Source organism: Tessaracoccus aquimaris, assembly GCF_001997345.1.
Classification (GTDB): domain Bacteria; phylum Actinomycetota; class Actinomycetes; order Propionibacteriales; family Propionibacteriaceae; genus Arachnia; species Arachnia aquimaris.
Window position 1 is genome coordinate 2829191 of record NZ_CP019606.1, and the last position, 15421, is coordinate 2844611.

The following is a 15421-nucleotide window of genomic DNA, read 5'->3' on the forward strand; positions in this document are numbered from 1 at the left end:
TGCAGGGCGCGGCTCACCGTCCGTCATTGCCGGGTCGACGTTGACCGCAAAACCTTGTAGCCTTTCGTTAGTAAACCCCCTTGAAAAATTGCACCCCAAGGGGTGAAGTCGATATCCTGCCCACCTAATGTTCACCCAAACGGATTCAACCATGTGGATCTCTGGTCTCGCTGCGGCCACCGACGTCCCCGTTGCGACTCTCAAGTACTACCTGCGCGAGGGCCTCCTGATGCCCGGACACGCCACGAGCCGTACCCGCGCCACCTACGACCAGCGCCACGTCGACAGGGTCCGGTTGATCCGGGCGCTGCTCGAGTCGGGCGGCGTCGGCATCGCGGGCACCCGACGCGTCCTCGAGGCGCTCGAGACGCCCCCGACCTCCCCTTGGGAGTTCCTCGGGGTCGCGCATCGCAGCCTTCCGTACCCGTCGCAGCCAGTGGAGCCCTCAGATGAGGTGCTCGACGTGCTCGCGGAGGTCGGCTGGGACAAGGGGCCCGACTATCTCGAACTCGCTGGCGCCGTCACCGCCGCGATGGAGCACGCGAGGTCGGCCGGGCTGGACCTGCCGACCGACGTGTTGGAGCGCTACATCCGGGCAGTCCGCTCGATCGCGGAGGTCGACATCGAGATGACCGGCTCGGCCGCGTCCCCCACCGACGCGCTGCGCCGCGTCGTGCTCGGCACCGTGCTGATGGATCCGCTGATCCTGACGCTGCGTCGCCTCGCGCAGAAGGCCGTCTCGCACGAGGTCTTCGGCGGGGCGCAGCAGCAGCCCGGGCCGACGCCCGCTTCCTGACGACCAGTCGCCGAGAATGGGGTCCATGGAGATCTCGGTTCTGCTCGGCGACATCACCCGGCAACGGGTCGACGCGGTGGTCAACGCCGCCAATCGGGCCATGCGTGGCGGGGGCGGGGTCGACGGCGCCATCCACAGGGTGGGCGGCCCACAGATCCTTGCCGAGTGCATCCGACGTTTCCCCGACGGGCTCGCCACGGGCGATGCCGGTTGGACGACCGCAGGCGACCTGCCCGCCCGCTGGGTGATCCACACGGTCGGCCCGAACCATGCCGGGGGCGAGCGGGACCGCTCTCTGCTCACGTCGTGCTATCGACGCAGCCTTCAGGTCGCCGACGACCTGGGCGCCGAGCGCGTGGCCTTCCCGCTGATCAGCGCGGGCATCTACGGCTGGCCGAAGGACGACGCCATCGACGCCGCCGTCGAGACGCTGCGCCAGACCCCTACCCGGGTGAGCGAGGCCGTCCTCGTCGCCTTCGACGAGGCGACCCACCGAGCCATCGCCGGTCGGCTCGCCGCCGACCGGGGCGGCACCGCCAGCTAGCAGACCCCGACGCGAGCGCCGGGCAGCCTGCTGATTGGATGAACGCAGTCATCCCCCGGAGGAGGTCTGCGCCCATGCTGGTCGCCGAACCGACGCCGGCTCACCGCGCCGTGACGCGATGGGCCAACGCCCTGATCTTCGTCACGGTCCTGCTCGGCGCGGTCGTCTGCGCCACCGACTCCAGTTCGACGTGCCCCGCCTGGCCGGTCTGCTACGCCGACAAGGTCGCCCCCGACCTGCGACCCGGGCTCCTGGAGAATCCCGCCATCGAGTTCGTGCACCGCTTCATCAGCTTCTCCGCGCTGGTCCTGCTCGGCTTCTCGGGGCGGATGGGCCGCCGCTCCCCAGACGTGCGGGTGCGCGTCTTCCCGTGGGCGGCGCTGCTGTGCGGCGTCGGATCTGCCGTCTTCGGGATGATGATCATCCTCTTCCACCTGCCGCTGGCGCTCGGCCTGCTCGACCTGCTGTTCGCGCTCATCGCGATGGTCCTGATCGCCGTCACCGACGCAGCGCTGCGCCGCGACCGGACTCAGGCGAGGCAGCCGAGGATCGCCCGGCTGATCCGCACCACGCTCGCGACGCTCATCGTGATGCACCTGCTCGGCAGCGTGGTCGCGGGCACCACGAGCGCGGGAACGGGGTCGTTCACGCGCTGCCTCAGTTGGCCGCTCTGGGCGCTGCCCGCCATTGACCGGTTCCCGGCGCTACAGGTGGTGCGGATCGTGCTTGCCGCGGCCGCGCTCGCGTTGATCGTCTGGATCGTGACGCTGGCGCTGCGGCACCGTCGACTCCGACTGGCCGCGCTTCTGGTGGCCCTCGCGACCGCAGTCGAGGTGGTGCTCGGCGTCGTGATCTCCGCGGGAGGACTCGCGTCGACGCAGAACAATGGCATCCATCTCCCGGTCGCGGTGGCCTACGCGGCCGCCGCCGTCACGATCGTGTGGTCGCTCGCCTGGCTACTCGGGCTGTGTCGAACGGTCGCCAAGCGGTAGCAGGAAGGTCCCGTCTGAGACCTCGAATGACCCGTCCTCGACCCCGTCACAGAACCGGGCGAGGAAGGCGGACAGACTGACCGCCTCAGGTGGCGAGAGGTCGGGCACGTTGGGCAGGTAGAACACCTGGCCCGCGACGCCGAGGCTGCCTGGCGACATGTCGAGGCACCAGAAGCAGTCGGCCAGTTCCGCGAACGGCACCCACCCCGGCGAGATCACCTCGTGGCGGTAGTGGCTCGGCTGGGCCGCGGGCACCGCCATGTCGGAGACGGCCTCGGAGAGGAACCGGTAGGTGGTCGCGATCCCGTCGACGCTCAACAGTCGCGCCCACTGGATCGGTCCGTCGGGCGCGACCCGCCGATCCTGCCCGTTGGCGAGTTCGAGCATGGCCCGCAACTCCGGCGGGACGGGGAAGCCCAACTCCCACTCGAGCAGCGTCAACTCGTCGCGGCCCGCCCCGGGCAGGAAGGGCGCGTTGTCGGGGAGCAGGTCCTCGACCAGCCGACGGAACCGGGGAAACACGTCGCGGATCCGCGCGACCCCCTCGGCCTCGTCGGCACCGGTCACGCGGCCTCCTCGGCCCTCAGCATGGCCGACGGCATCAGGCTAGGCAGCACGTCCTCGAACGTCAGCACCCCGACCTCGCGGTCCTCGTCGACGACGATCGCCAACTGGGTGCGCTCCTGCCGGATCATCGATACCGCGGTGCCTAGCCCCATGTCGGCCGACACCACGACGGGGGTCCGCGCGAGCGTGAGCGCCGGGGCGGACAGGTCGGCCGCATTCAGCGTGTCGCGGACATGGACGACGCCGACGGTGCGGGCGCCGTCCCTGACGAGGACCCGCAGGTGGCGGCTGTAGCGCGTCACCTCCTGCACGTCGGCGATGGTCGCGTCGACGGGCACCTCGGAGAGCACCTGGTGCTCGGGCAGCACCTCGCGGACCTTCGTGTCGCGCAGCGTCAGCACCTGCTCAAGCGATCCGGTGTAGCGCGAGTCGAGGGCCCCGACGTTTGCGGAGTGCTCGACGAGGGCGCGCAACCCTGCCGCGTCCTGGCCGTGGTCCAACTCGTTGACGGGCTCGGCGCCCGCACGTCGGACCAGCCAGTTCGCCGCGGCGTTCATGGCCTTGAGGACCGGACGGGTGAGCCACATGTAGCCGCGCAGCGGGAGCGCGAGCAGCACCGAGGAGTCCTCCGGGTGCGCGATGGCCCACGACTTGGGCGCCATCTCGCCGATCACCAGGTGCAGGAACGTGACGATGATCAGGGCGAGCACGAACGCCACCACGTCGGCGACCGCCGTCGGCATGCCGCTCTCCAGCAGCGGCATCAGCGCGTGGTGCACCGCGGGCTTGGTGATGGCGCCGAGCGCGAGGGTGCAGATGGTGATGCCGAGTTGGGCGCCGGCGAGCACGAGGGTCAGTTCGGCGGAGTTCTTCAGCGCCGCCCTGCCCGCCGCCGTGGAGGCGCGCCGCTCGAGGCGGTGCTGCTTGGCCGCCATCAGGGCGAACTCTGCGGCGACGAAGAACGCGCTCAGCGCGATGATGACGACCGTCCAGATCGTGACGGTCCAGCCGTTCATGGCAAGGGGGATCATGACCGTTCCTCCCCAGCCTCGGGGGCGACCTCGATGCGGACCCGCGACGGCACGTGGCGCTCGATCTCCTGAACCTCGAACGTGACGATCAGGGCGGAGACGTCCTCGTGCAGGGTCCGCTCACCGAGGCTCGGCTCGAGGCGGAGCACGATGACTGAGCCGACAGCGGGCAGGTCGCCTACCTCGTGGATGAGCAGGCCGGCGAGCGTCTCGTAGTCGCCGTCGGGGAGTCGGTGCCCGATGAGCCGTTCCACGTCGTCGACGGGCATGTCCCCGCCGACCACGTGGATGTCGTCGCCGGGGTTGGGGTCGAGGTCGTGTTCGTCGACGAGGTCGCCGACGATCTCCTCGATCAGGTCCTCGACGGTGACGATGCCTGCGAAGCCGCCGAACTCGTCGAGCACGCACGCCATCTCCTGGTCCGCGTCGCGCAGCGCGACCTGGGCGTCGGGCAGCGACATGAACGTCGGCAGGAACAGGGCCTCCCGTGCGATGCTGGCGACCGGGGCGTAGGAATCGGCGGGCTGGTCGAGCACGTCGACGAGTTGGACGATGCCGACGACGTCGTTGTTCTCCGCGATGATCGGGTACCTGGTGTGCCCGGTTGCCATCTCGGCGCGGACCTCCGCGATGCTCTGGTGCTCGCGGACGGTCCCGACGCGGACCCGCGGCACCATGGCGTGCTCGACGTCGCGGCGCGGGAAGTCGATGATCCGGTCGATGATCAGCCCGATCTCGTCGGGCAGGGTGCCGGCGGAGCGCGAGTCGGCGACCACGCGCTCCAGGTCGGTGGCCGTGACGGCCGATTCGACGTCGTGCACCGGTTCGATGCGCAGCGCCCGCAGCAGCAGTTCTGCGGCCTTGTCAAAGACCCAGATCAGCGGTCCGAAGATCTTCAGGTAGAGCTTCGTGGACGGCGACAGCGCGTCTGCGACCTGCGCGGAGCGGGCGATGGCGTAGTTCTTGGGGAACAGTTCCCCGAACAGCATCTGGACGAGCGTCGAGAAGGCGAGCGCGACGAAGCCACCGATCGCGACAGACACCGCCGTCAGGGCTCCACCGGAGATCATCGATCCGAGGGCCTGCCCGATCAGGGGTTCCGCGACGTAGCCGACGAGAAGACCCGTGACGGTGATGCCGAGTTGGGCGCCGGACAGCATGAAGGACGTGCGGCGGGTGATCGTGAGGGTCGCGTCGGCGCGCCGGTCGCCGTCCGCTGCGCGGCTGGCGAGTCTTGAGCGGTCAACGGCGACGTAGGCGAATTCCTGCGCGACGAAGTAGGCGGTTGCGGCCGTGATGGCCAGGACGACCACCACTCCGACCAGGAGCGAAACTATCGGGCTCACCGGGCGGCCTCATGGGGCGGGATGCGTTTATGACTCTCCGAGTCAGTGGTTGGCATGCGCACCAGTATTGCAGTCGGAGCAAGCCTCGACCGATTGGCGAGGTTCGTTCCTGGCGAATCGGCTGGGTCGCTAGGCTGAGGGCCAACTCCAGGGAAAGGCCACACCTTGTGAAGGGCATCGTCGTTTTCTCCGGCTCGGCGCACCCTGCTCTCGCCGACGAGATCTGCAGCAACCTCGGCATCGAACGATCCGGCGTCAACATCTCCAGGTTCAGCAACGACTGCCTCCAGGCGCAGTTGCTCGCCAACTGCCGCCAACGCGATGTCTACATCGTCCAGCCCTCGTGCCCCCCACGCAGGAGCACCTGATGGAGCTTCTGCTGATGGTCGACGCCGCCCGCGGCGCCTCGGCGCAGCAGATCACCGCCGTCATGCCGCACTACGCCTACGCGCGCTCCGACAAGAAGGACGCCTCGCGGATCTCGCTCGGGGGCCGGTTGGTCGCCGACCTGCTGACAACCGCCGGCGTCGACCGCGTCCTGACGATGGCGCTGCACGCGCCGCAGGTGCACGGCTTCTTCTCGGTTCCGGTCGATCACCTGACGGCGCTTGGCGTGATCGCCGATCATTACCGCGGCAGGGATCTCAGCAACTACGTCGTCGTCTCCCCCGACCTCGGCAACGCGAAGCAGGCGACGCTGCTCGCCCGCCTCCTGAACCTGCCGGTGGCGGCAGGCTCGAAGCAGCGTCTCGCGGACGACCGGGTCGTGATCGACTCCATCGTCGGCGACGTGGCGGGCAAGAACGCGATCGTCCTCGACGACGAGATCGCAACGGGCGGCTCGATCATGGAGATCGTGAACCGGCTCGACGACTTCGGCTGCGGCGAGGTGTCCGTGGCGTGCACGCACGGGCTGTTCACCGGTAACGCGGTCGGCAAGCTGACGTCGTCGGACCGGATCTTCGAGGTCGTCTCGACCAACACCGTCCCCGCTCCTGCCGAGTTCCCCGGCCTGACGCAACTGAGCATCGCGGAACTGTTCGCCGACGCGATCGCCCGGATCCACACGGGTCGCTCGGTCAGCAAACTGTTCAACGGCGTCGACCCCGCATACGCGCCGCCGCCGGAGCCCCCGGAAGGTCTCTTCTGAGCCCAGACGTCAGCGTCCGGCACCGCGGTTGCGGCGGATCCGCTCGACCACCTCTCGCCAACTCGGCACGATCACACCTTCCTCGGCCATCAGCGCGCGCAGCCTGCGCCTGCTGATCAGGATGCCCGCGAGCCCGACGACGAAGAACGGGGCCTGCAGCGCCCATGCAAGGCGCAGGTCCTGCGCGCTGTAGTCGGCGCCTCCCGAGACCCAGTCCAGGAAGATGCCCATCAGCAGGATCAGGATGGTGCCACCGGTGAAGCCGCCCGCGATGACGACGCCGTTCGCGGCGCCGAGGCGGGTCACGGGCAGGTTGGTGCGCGGGAAGTCGAAGCCGATTCCGGTGCTTGGACCGTTGGCGGCGATCACCACGATGAGCAGGAACAGCAGCGGCGCGGGCGCCTTCCCCGGCCAGAGCAGCACCGCGGCCCAGGAGAGGATCAGCGCGCCGATGACGATCAGCGCAAGGTTGCTGCGCCGCAGCGGGTGCCTGGCCGTGAGGGCGCCGATGATCGGCCCCGCGACCATCGAGGCGACCGACAGCAGCGTGAACAGGCCTGACGCCGCCAGTTGCGTCAGCCCCTGCCCGACGATCAGGTACGGCATGCCCCACATGAACAGGAAGGCGTTCATGGAGAAGCCGGAGGTGAAGTGGATCCAGAAGCCCAGTTGGGTCGCGGGGTGCTTGGTGACGCCGAGCACGTTGCTGGGGATCTCGCGCAGCGGGTCGGCGACGACGGCGGTGGCCTCGCCCCGTGGGGCGTTACGCACGAAGGTGACGGTGGCCAGGGCCGCGAGCAGGCACGTTGAGGCGGCAATCAGCAGGCCGTTGGTCCAGCCGAGGTGCTGGATCAGCGGAAGCACGACCGCCACGGCCGCGATCTGCCCGATGGCCGAACACATGCCGGTGACCTGGCTGAGGATCGGCACCCGTTTCGCGTCGAACCACCGCGGCAGCAGGCGCAGCACGGAGTTGAAGATGCACGCGTCGCCGACGCCGAGCAGCAGGCGCGCCGCGTAGGCCAGCGGAAGGTCGTCTGCGAAGGCGAGCAGCACCTGCCCTACGCCCGCCAGTAGCACCCCCGCGGTCAGCAGCGCCCGCGATCCGAACCGGTCGAGCAGCAGCCCCACCGGTACCTGGGCGAGCGCGTAGGTGGCCAGTTGGAGGACGACGAAGGTGGAGATGACGCCGGGCGTGGTGCCGAAATGCTGGGCCGCCTCGAGCCCGGCGACGCCGAGCGAGGTGCGGTGCATGACGACCACCGCGTAGGCGAAGAGGCCTACGCCCCAAACCACCCAGGCAGCACGGCCGTATCGGTTGTCGCTCACGCTCGCCTCCCTGGCCACCCTAACGGCGCTGGCCCTGACAGGCGCAAACATGCGGATAGTGCCCCAAGGGGCGCTCGACGTTGAGCGACAGGCAAGCGTCCGGCCGCGGCAGGCCCCGTAGGGTCGGCCCGAGTGCCGGGAGCTGTCGGGCCGACCCGGCCGGCCGCAGGACAGTGGACGCTGTACCTGCTGTTACTCATCGTCTCACCCCGCTCTGACGATCAGCCCGGGGGTGCCCGGTCGGTCGCGGAAGGGCTGTGCTACCCTCCCGCGACCCGGCCTGACTAGGGCAGATGACCTCAGATCGTCGATGCGTCGATGACGTAGCGGTAGCGCACCTTGGATGCGACCACGTTGTCGTAGGCCTCGTTGATCTTGTCTGCGGAGATGATCTCGACGATCGGGCGCAGGTCGTGCTCTGCGCAGAAGTCCAGCATCGCCTGGGTCTCGGCGATGCCGCCGATGTTCGAGCCGGCGAGCACGCGCGCCTGCCCGGTGAGGACGCCGATGTCGAACGTCGAGGAGTCCTCGGGCAGCCCGACGTTGACGAGCACCCCATGGGCCTTCAGCAACTTCAGCATCTCGTCGAGGTCGATGCCGTCGGAGATCGTCGACAGGATCAGGTCGAAGCTGCCGCGCAGGGCTCGCATCGCGGAAGGGTCCTGCGTGGAGACGTAGTCGGTCGCACCGAGCTTGAGGCCGTCGTCACGCTTGGAGAGCGAGCGGCCGAGCACGATGGTCTCCGCGCCGAGCGCGGCGGCGAACTGCACGCCCATGTGGCCGAGGCCACCCATGCCGACGATGCCGACACGCTTGCCTGGGCCGGCGCCCCATCGCTTGAGCGGGTTGTAGGTGGTGATGCCAGCGCACATCAGCGGGGCGGCGTGCTCGAGGCTGACGGAGTCGGGAACCCGGATCAGGTAGTCCTGTTCGACCGTGATGCCCTTGGAGTAGCCGCCCTGGGTGGGGAGGCCGTCGCGGCCGACGCCGTTGTAGGTCCACACGGTGCCGGGGCGGCCGGTGCAGAACTGCTCCTCGCCCTGCTTGCACATCTCGCACTCGCCGCAGGAATCGACGAAACAGCCGACGCCGACCCGGTCGCCGATCGCGAACTTGGTGACGTCGGATCCGACGGCGCTGACGATGCCCGCGATCTCGTGTCCGCCGACGAACGGGTAAGAGATCGGGCCCCACTCACCGCGAGCGGTGTGGATGTCTGAGTGGCAGATGCCTGCGTAGTGGATGTCGAAGTAGACCTCCGTCGGGCCGGGCTCGCGGCGCGTGATGGTGGTCGGGTGGTAGGCGCCGGTCGGCGAATCGATGGCGTATGCGGCTACCTCGGGCATGTTTCCTCCAAGGAAAACTCAAGTGGGGTCGGCCCGTCGCTCGGGCTCGCCGCTAGCCTACCGCCGCGTCAGTCGCCGTATGCCTCCACTGCGACCTTGACGGACCCGTCGGGCTGGTCTGCGCGGGCGTAGCGGGCATGCTTGTAGGCGGCGTCCGGCGTCGCTGCGCAGACCTGATCTTCGGAGAGGACCGGCAGGTCGAAGCACTCGGCGCCCGGCTCGCCGTAGCCGTACAGCGACGCCTCCCAGGCGGCGACGCCGTCTGCCGGGACGGTGAAGGTCGCGTCGAGACTCCAGTCCTGGAACGACGAGTAACTCGACGACTCGAGCGTGGTGCCCTCGGGCAGGTCCATGCGGGTGAGTTCCTCGATGGTCTCCGCGTCGACAGGGCAGTCGGTGGGGCCCAGCCAGTGGTCGCAGCCGGCGTCGTCGCCGAAGGACCGGCCGACGACGAAGGCGAGGGTGATGACGAGGCCGAGCAGGATCGCCACGGCCAGGCCGATCAGCACCCAGAAGACGGGACGCTTTGTCATGGCGTCAAGGATGCCTGAGCGGCGGTCCAGGCCTACTCGCCGCTGAGGCCTTCCAGCCAGTCGGCGGTCGGCTCGGCGCCCGGCATCGGGGCCTCCGCGTCGGCGGACGGCGTGGTGCAGTTGGGCTTCTCGCCGGGGGCGGGGCCGAACTCCTTGCCGTCAAAGACATAGGTCTTCGCGTACTCGTAGTAGGCGTCGTACTTGCCCGTGTCGTACGGGTTGTCGAGCGCGCAACGGCCGACGTAGTAGCCGATCACGTCGGCGAAGGTCTCGGTGACGCTGCCGCCGGCGTAGGAGGAGAACTTGCCCTCCTTGGCGAACAGCTTCTTGAACGTCTGCCAGTACTCGGGCTCGCTGTAGCGGTCCGAGTTGAGGACGTGACCCAGTTCGTGCGCGACGAGGCGCGTCAGGCGACCCTCGTCACCGGAGTCGAGCGCCTTCTGGAACTTCGAGAAGTCGTAGGTGACGTAGTTGCCCTTGGTGAGGCTCCAGTCGCCCCAGGCGTAGCCGCTGATGTTGGCGGCGTTGAGGCCGACGTTGCCGTCCACCTTCGCCTGCAGGTCCTTGCGGTAGGAGGTGCACTCCATCGCGTCGAGCGTCTCCCACAGGATCTTGATCGACGGGCGGCGCTCCTCGGTCCACTGGGAACCGGTCAGCTTGAAGCCGAAGTTGGTGGTGATGCCGTCCTTGAGCTCCGAGATCGACGCGTCCTCAGGGAACGGGAACGTCGGGGCGCAGGGGTTGGGGATGCCGGTGACCGGCGCGACCGGGGTCGGCGCGAGGGGAAGCGCGGTCGCGGTGGTGGCGACGACGGATACGACGGCTGCGGCCAGCCCTGTGGCCGCTGCTGCGATCCATTTGCGCACGAAGCACTCCTCTTACCGGAAAATTCCTCCCCAAGATTCTCTCAGGAATCTCAGGAAGTCAAACTCGGGGGTCGGTTATGTGCATAACCGCTGCTCAGCGTCGCGGCGGATATCGCGTTGCACCGGGGGCCGATTTGTCCACAGGCCGCACGGATCACGCGCGAAGTTATCCACAAAAAGAGCGGGACTTGGTCAAAAACCCCACGTCAGAGGCCACTTCGGGCTTGAATGAGGCTCCCGGGGGGAGGAGGCGTGCGATGCACAGCCCGCAGCAGCGACCGACGAAGCCAGATCTGACGCCGCCGTCGACACCACGCCCCGACGTCGTGCAGTTGCGCGCCCGTCGCAGCCCCCGGCTGATCGCTCTCGGCGTCCTCCTGGTGGTCCTCGGCGGCCTCGGCGCGGCGGCCCTCTACTCGATGAACACCGACGAGCGTCAGGTGATCGTGATGGCCGCGGACGTCCGGCGCGGCGAGCAGATCGAGCCGGGCGACCTGAGGTTGGTCGACCTGCCAGGCTCCGCCGGGATCACGGCGCTGCCCGCCGACCGGTTCGATTCACTGCTCGGGCAGGAGGCTCTGACGGACCTGCCCTCCGGCTCGTTCCCGCTCGGCAGTCACGTGGGGGCCGCTCCCCTGCCGTCGGGCCGCACGGTCGTCGGGCTCCGGTTGCCGCTCGGGAAACTGCCCTCCGCCGACATCGACGTCGGCACCGCCGTCCGGGTCGTCGGGCTCTCCGAGGGCGATCAGTCCTCGGTGGACGCGGTGACGGCGAGCCTTCCCCTCGCGCTGGAGGACGGCATGACCTTCGCGCTGGAGGTGACGGTCGCCGATGCAGAGGCGGACGCCGTCGCGCGCCTCGCTGCGGGGGATCTGGTCGCCGTCGTCGTGGTGGGTCAGTGATGGCCGTCGTCCTGCTCGCCTCCTGCGCCGGCTCCCCCGGCGTGACGACCACCGCGCTCGGGATGGCACTCACCTGGCCGCGGCACGTGCTGCTCGCCGACTGCGACCGGGACGCCGCCCAGGCGGTGCAGGCCGGTTACCTGCGCGGGATGGACCACGGCGGGCGCGGGCTGATGGCGGTCGCCCGGCTGCACCGCGAGGGGGTCGCGCTGGCCCCGGAGTTGTGGCGCCAGACCCTCCCGCTCATCCAAGGCGGCTCCGTCCAACGCCGCCTGCTGCCCGGGTTCACGTCGGCCGGCTCGTCGCGGCTCTTCGAACACGTGTGGGCCGCGCTGGCCGACGCGTTCGGCATGCTCGACGCTCAAGGCGTGGACGTGATCGTCGATGCCGGGCGGGTCTCCGTGCACGGCCTGCCGCCGGCGCTCCTTGCCGCCTCCGACGCCGTCCTCCTGTGCGTCCGATCGTCGTTGCGGTCGTTGGCGGCGGCGCGGATCCACCTCCTGACCCTGGAGGATCAGTTGGGAGCGCTGACGGTCCCCCGCCCCGCGGCGCTTGCCATCGTCGGGCCTGGCAGGCCGTACTCCTCGGCCGACATCGCGGCCCAGTTCGGGCTGCCTTCCTGGCTGGAGCCGGCGTGGGATCCGCAGGCGGCCGAGGTGCTCAGCGACGGGGGCGACGAGCCGAAGCGGTTCAGCTCGGGCCGGTTCATGGGGCGGTTGCGCCGAGAGTCGGCCGCCCTCTTCGAGCGCGTGCAGCGGATGTCGATGGTGAGCGCGGAGGCCGCGAGATGAGCGTCGGGGGCCTGCCGTCGCTGGCAGGCGCATTCGGCCAACTGGGGATCGTGCGCGACCCAGACGTGCTCTCGCCCCAGCGATCGGCTCCCGAGCGCCTGGCGGTGGTCGACATCGACTGGCAGGTGATCCTTCCGATGCGCCGTGAGGCCGCCGAGCGGATCGCGGGGGCTGGCTCGTCGTGGCTGGCCTCGAGAGGGTCGCCGATGCCCGAGGGGGACCGGCGCGCCCAGGGTCGCGCGATCATCAGGTCGGTCGTACATGCGCGCGCCCAGAGCCTCGGGGAGAGCGGAGAGGCGCTGTGGCCGCTGGAGATGGAGGAGCGCTACGCCGACGCGGTCGAGAGCGCCATCTTCGGATACGGGAGGATGCAGCCGCTCTTCGAGATCCCGACCGCCGAGAACATCGAGATCAACGGCTACGACTCGGTCAGCGTGCAGTACCCGGACGGACGGAGGGTGTCGCACCCGCCGGTCGCCGACTCCGACGAGGAACTGGTCGAGGCCATCCGCTTCCTGGGCGAGACGGCCGACCCGCCCCGCCCGTTCGACGACCTCCACCCGACCATGACTCTCGCGCTCGGCGACCGGTTCCGACTGCACGCGATGGGCTTCGGCCTCACGTTCCGGCCGAGCGTTGTCATCCGTCAGCACCTCCTGACCGACGTGACGCTCGCCGACCTTGCCGAGGACGACATGTTGCCGCAGCGGCTCGCCCGGATGCTGCAGTCGGCGGTGCTCGCCCGCAAGTCGATCGTGATCTCCGGCGATCAGGGCGCAGGCAAGACCACGCTGCTGCGGGCGCTGATCTCCGCGATCCACCCGAACGAGCGGTTCGGCACCCTCGAGACGGACTACGAACTCCTCACACACCTGCTCGCGAACCGTCGAAACGTGCTGGCGCTGCAGTCCCGGATCGGGATGGGCGAGATGTCCGGCGGCCACAGCGTCGGGTCGTACACGGTGGCCGACCTGATCCCCGAGGCGCTTCGGCAGAACCTGACCCGCCTGGTCGTCGGCGAGGTGCGCGGCGCAGAGGCCGGCGCGATGTTCGAAGCTATGCAGTCCGGGGCCGGAACGTTGTCGACGACGCATTCACACTCGGCGTCCTCGACGATCGACCGACTGGCGGCCCGCGTCGCGCAGGGCCGGGTGATGAGCCTCGACGACGCCATGCGCCAGATCGCGCACCACATGGACTTCGTCGTCCACGTGACGCTCCAGGATGATGCCTGGCGCGGCGGGTTGCGCCGCCGGTTCGTCTCCGAGGTGCGTCAACTCACCGGCTCCATGGAGGCCGGGCGACCCACGACGCATCTCGTCTTCCGCGCGGCCACCGAGACGCGGCCCGAGCTGTATCAGCCTGAGGCGGAGATGGCGGCGGAGCTCGCCCAGTTCGAGAGGGCGGCGCAATGGGGCTGAGCATCGCGATCCTCTCCGGCTGCAGCGTCGGCCTCGGCGCGATCCTGCTCGTCGCGGGGATGATCCGCGCCGTCCCCGACTTATCCACACAACCATCCACAACCCTGTGGACAAGGCTTCACCGACGGTGGGAAACCCTGTCGAGGGGTCGGCGCGCCTGGGTGCTCGGCGCGCTGCTGGCGGGTGTCCTCGTGGCGGTCGCCTCGGGCTGGCTGTTGGCCGCAATCCTGATCCCCGTCGTCTTCCTGGTTGTCCCGTGGCTGTTGAGCGCGCCGACCCACCGCGAGGTCGAGACGCTCGCCGGGCTCGACCGGTGGGTCAGGCTGCTCGGTGCCTCGCTCTCGTCGGGCAAGTCGATCCGCGATGCGATCTTCGCGACCCGACGGCAGGTGCCAGACGTGTTGCAGGCGCCGGTGGCCAAGCTGTGCGCGCGCCTCGACCAGCGTTGGTCGCTTCGTGACGCGTTGTGGGCGATGGGCGACGAGATGGACTCCGCGGACGGAGACGCGGTGGTCGCGGCCCTCGCGATCGCCGGTACCCACGGCGGCGCAGGCGCCCGGGCGACGCTTGAGGCGCTCTCCGACACCATCCAACACCGCCTCCGGGCACTCCGCGAGATCGCGGCCGAGCGCGCCAAGCCGCGCGCAGTGGTGCGTCAGGTCACTGTCATCACGCTCGTGGTCCTGATCGCGGCCCTCGTGCTCAACCCGACCTTCTTCGCCCCGTACGGCACGCCGATCGGGCAACTGTTGGCCGCGACCTTGGTGGCCGTCTACCTCGGCTGCCTCGCGATGCTGCGGCGGCGCACCGTCCCGCCGTCGACGCCAAGATTCCTTCGGAGCCCGTCATGATCGGCCCAATGATCGCTCTGGGGATGCTGGTGGGGCTCGGCCTGTTCCTGGTTGTGCGGGGCTCGGTCGCCGCGCCGCTGCGACTCGGCGACGCGCTGGCCGTCCTGGAGCGCAGGCCACCGCTGCAGGTCGACCACGAGCAGGAGGACAGAGGCATCGAGCGCCTCAGCCAAGGGCTGCAACGCACCCTGCGGCTCCCCTTGACCGAGGCTCAGCAGCGGCTCCTGAAGCTTCAGGGCCGAAGCGTCGGCGACTTCTTCACGGAGAAGCTGGTCTGGACGCTCGCTGGTCTGCTCCTGCCGCTGCTGTGGGCGGTCGTGCAATTGGTGGCGGGCCAGCCGCCGACGCTGACGCCGCTGTGGGTCGCCCTGGTGTGCGGTGCCGTCGGCTACTTCGTCGCGGATGTGCGTCTGCGGCGCGGGGCAGAGAGTCATCGGAAGTCCGCCATCGACGGAATCCACACGTTCTTCGACCTGGTGGTGCTGGAGCGCCTGGCGAACGCGTCCGCGCCACAGGCGGCCGCACATGCCGCGGCCGTCTCGGAGGCACCGCTGTTCCGCCGGATCTCAGCAGGCTTGGAGCGGGCACGCATGGAGCAGGTGCCGCCCTGGGACGAGCTGCGCGCGATCGCGGCCGAATGGCGCGTCCCTGAGTTGGCCGACTTCGCCGACGTGATGCAACTGGAGGAGCAGGGCGCCGGCCTCGCGGAGGTGCTTCAGGCGCGCGTCAGGGAGTTGCGCGATGCCCACCTGAACCGGCAAAAGGCCGACGCGCAGGCGGCGAGCGAGTCGCTGTCGCTCTGGATGACCATCCCCGCCCTCCTTCTCGGGGTCGCCCTGCTCGCACCAGCACTCCTGACGCTGCTGGGAAGCGGGCGGTGACCTGTGGACAGCAGCCAACGCCTCACCTGTGGACAACTGAAAACCGGACGGACCGTCCGCCAAGAAGAACTCGTA

General features: G+C 69.4%; 15 protein-coding genes and 1 pseudogene. 9 read left to right on the forward strand and 7 right to left on the reverse strand.

The annotated features are described in order from the left end of the window. Window positions 1-151: 151 nt before the first annotated feature. From BW730_RS12970 to BW730_RS12980, 3 genes are all read left to right on the forward strand, one after another. Window positions 152-796 (forward strand): MerR family transcriptional regulator, encoded by a 645-nt coding sequence (locus tag BW730_RS12970; protein ID WP_158522662.1) that lies wholly within the window; start codon window positions 152-154, stop codon window positions 794-796. A gap of 25 nt (window positions 797-821) precedes the next feature. Then, on the forward strand, window positions 822-1340 hold the full coding sequence (locus BW730_RS12975) for an O-acetyl-ADP-ribose deacetylase (protein ID WP_077686619.1): 519 nt from the start codon (window positions 822-824) through the stop codon (window positions 1338-1340). Window positions 1341-1414: 74 nt separating this feature from the next. Then, window positions 1415-2332 (forward strand): COX15/CtaA family protein, encoded by a 918-nt coding sequence (locus BW730_RS12980; RefSeq protein ID WP_158522663.1) that lies wholly within the window; start codon window positions 1415-1417, stop codon window positions 2330-2332. Here the strand turns inward: BW730_RS12980 and BW730_RS12985 are convergent. The 3 genes from BW730_RS12985 to BW730_RS12995 are packed head-to-tail and all read right to left on the reverse strand — an operon-like array spanning window position 2297 to window position 5276. Continuing rightward, on the reverse strand, window positions 2297-2899 hold the full coding sequence (locus BW730_RS12985) for an SMI1/KNR4 family protein (protein ID WP_077686621.1): 603 nt from the start codon (window positions 2897-2899) through the stop codon (window positions 2297-2299). The two genes, BW730_RS12980 and BW730_RS12985, sit on opposite strands and share 36 nt — an antisense overlap. Continuing rightward, entirely contained in the window at window positions 2896-3930 is a 1035-nt protein-coding gene (locus BW730_RS12990; protein WP_226996802.1) for a CNNM domain-containing protein, read from the reverse strand. The genes BW730_RS12985 and BW730_RS12990 overlap by 4 nt, the downstream gene beginning before the upstream one ends. Continuing rightward, window positions 3927-5276 carry a hemolysin family protein gene (locus tag BW730_RS12995; RefSeq protein ID WP_077686622.1) on the reverse strand — a complete coding sequence of 450 codons (1350 nt, stop codon included), beginning with the start codon at window positions 5274-5276 and terminating at the stop codon, window positions 3927-3929. Before BW730_RS12995 ends, BW730_RS12990 begins: the two co-directional genes overlap by 4 nt. A 167-nt stretch (window positions 5277-5443) precedes the next feature. On the opposite strand from BW730_RS12995, the pseudogene BW730_RS13000 reads away from it, so the two are divergent. Then, window positions 5444-6426 (forward strand): annotated as a pseudogene (locus BW730_RS13000) (ribose-phosphate diphosphokinase). A 9-nt stretch (window positions 6427-6435) separates the two neighbouring features. Here the strand turns inward: BW730_RS13000 and BW730_RS13005 are convergent. The 4 genes from BW730_RS13005 to BW730_RS13020 form a co-directional block, all read right to left on the reverse strand. Then, the gene (locus tag BW730_RS13005; protein ID WP_226996804.1) at window positions 6436-7755 is read right to left on the reverse strand and encodes an MFS transporter; all 1320 of its coding nucleotides are present in this window, start codon (window positions 7753-7755) and stop codon (window positions 6436-6438) included. A gap of 299 nt (window positions 7756-8054) precedes the next feature. Beyond that, complete coding sequence (locus BW730_RS13010; RefSeq protein WP_077686624.1) at window positions 8055-9101, reverse strand: NAD(P)-dependent alcohol dehydrogenase; 1047 nt, start codon at window positions 9099-9101, stop codon at window positions 8055-8057. A 68-nt stretch (window positions 9102-9169) separates the two neighbouring features. Beyond that, on the reverse strand, window positions 9170-9634 hold the full coding sequence (locus BW730_RS13015; protein WP_077686625.1) for a hypothetical protein: 465 nt from the start codon (window positions 9632-9634) through the stop codon (window positions 9170-9172). Window positions 9635-9666: 32 nt separating this feature from the next. Then, window positions 9667-10500 carry a hypothetical protein gene (locus BW730_RS13020; protein WP_077686626.1) on the reverse strand — a complete coding sequence of 278 codons (834 nt, stop codon included), beginning with the start codon at window positions 10498-10500 and terminating at the stop codon, window positions 9667-9669. 257 nt (window positions 10501-10757) lie between these two features. Between BW730_RS13020 and BW730_RS13025 the strand changes: the two genes are divergently transcribed. The 5 genes from BW730_RS13025 to BW730_RS13045 are packed head-to-tail and all read left to right on the forward strand — an operon-like array spanning window position 10758 to window position 15346. Next, a complete protein-coding gene (locus BW730_RS13025; RefSeq protein ID WP_158522664.1) occupies window positions 10758-11402 on the forward strand; it encodes an SAF domain-containing protein in 645 nt (214 codons plus the stop codon). After that, window positions 11402-12193: a hypothetical protein gene (locus BW730_RS13030; protein ID WP_077686628.1), complete on the forward strand. Its 792-nt coding sequence runs from the start codon at window positions 11402-11404 to the stop codon at window positions 12191-12193. The genes BW730_RS13025 and BW730_RS13030 overlap by 1 nt, the downstream gene beginning before the upstream one ends. Then, window positions 12190-13614 (forward strand): CpaF family protein, encoded by a 1425-nt coding sequence (locus tag BW730_RS13035; protein WP_077686629.1) that lies wholly within the window; start codon window positions 12190-12192, stop codon window positions 13612-13614. Before BW730_RS13030 ends, BW730_RS13035 begins: the two co-directional genes overlap by 4 nt. Then, window positions 13605-14465 carry a type II secretion system F family protein gene (locus tag BW730_RS13040; RefSeq protein WP_077686630.1) on the forward strand — a complete coding sequence of 287 codons (861 nt, stop codon included), beginning with the start codon at window positions 13605-13607 and terminating at the stop codon, window positions 14463-14465. Before BW730_RS13035 ends, BW730_RS13040 begins: the two co-directional genes overlap by 10 nt. After that, window positions 14462-15346: a hypothetical protein gene (locus BW730_RS13045; protein WP_077686631.1), complete on the forward strand. Its 885-nt coding sequence runs from the start codon at window positions 14462-14464 to the stop codon at window positions 15344-15346. Before BW730_RS13040 ends, BW730_RS13045 begins: the two co-directional genes overlap by 4 nt. The last annotated feature ends 75 nt before the right edge of the window (window positions 15347-15421 follow it).